The organism is bacterium, from assembly GCA_017744355.1.
In the GTDB taxonomy this organism is placed as follows: Bacteria; Cyanobacteriota; Sericytochromatia; order S15B-MN24; family UBA4093; genus JAGIBK01.
Genome location: JAGIBK010000025.1, coordinates 1 through 773, shown reverse-complemented (window position 1 = coordinate 773; position 773 = coordinate 1). Strand labels below are relative to the sequence as shown.

Below are 773 nucleotides of genomic sequence, written 5' to 3'. Positions count from 1 at the left end.
GCCTGGCCGTGCTCGCCGGCGTGTTCACCCGCAGTTCGGCGCTGGCCTTGGCCGTGTTCTCCCTGGCCGCCGGCGTGCTGTTCCATGCCGACCTGGCCGACCAGAACCAGTTCATCCACCTGATGAAGAATGTCGCCATCGGCGGCGGCTTCCTGATGCTGGCCGCCAATGGTGCCGGCGCCTTCAGCGTCGATGCCTGGCGCAGTGAGCGCAAGCTGTCTTCCCCCACCCTGAGCACCGGAGGTGCCCTGTGATCACCCTGCGACCGGCCGCCGAGCGCGGCCATGCCAACCACGGCTGGCTCGACTCCTGGCACAGCTTCTCCTTCGCCGAATACTTCGACCCGGACCACGTGCACTGGGGTCCGCTGCGGGTGATCAACGAGGACCGCGTGGCCGCCGGGCAGGGTTTCGGCACCCACGGCCACCGCGACATGGAGATCATCAGCTACGTGCTCGAGGGCGCGCTGGGCCACAAGGACTCGATGGGCAATGTCGAGAGCATCACCCCCGGCGAAGTGCAGCGGATGAGCGCCGGCACCGGCGTGACCCATTCCGAGTTCAACTACGACAGCAACGGCACCACCCATTTCCTGCAGATCTGGATCCTGCCCGACCGCACCGGCATCACTCCGGGCTATGAGCAGAAGCGGTTCGACGACAGCGAGAAGCGTGGCCGCCTGCGCCTGGTGGTGAGCCCGGATGGCGCCGATGGTTCGGTCCGGATCCACCAGGACGCGCGGATGTACGCCGGTCTGTTCGATGGCGCCGAAA

2 protein-coding genes are annotated in these 773 nt (G+C 67.1%); both read left to right on the top strand.

Annotation, left to right across the window (positions count from 1 at the left end; all coding sequences use genetic code 11):
* Positions 1–254: DoxX family protein (locus J7643_19980; GenBank protein MBO9542873.1), on the top strand; the 254-nt coding region annotated here is incomplete at its 5' end.
* Positions 251–773, top strand: a 523-nt coding sequence (locus J7643_19975; GenBank protein MBO9542872.1) for a pirin family protein, incomplete at its 3' end; no start/stop codon positions are given. The genes J7643_19980 and J7643_19975, both read left to right, overlap by 4 nt.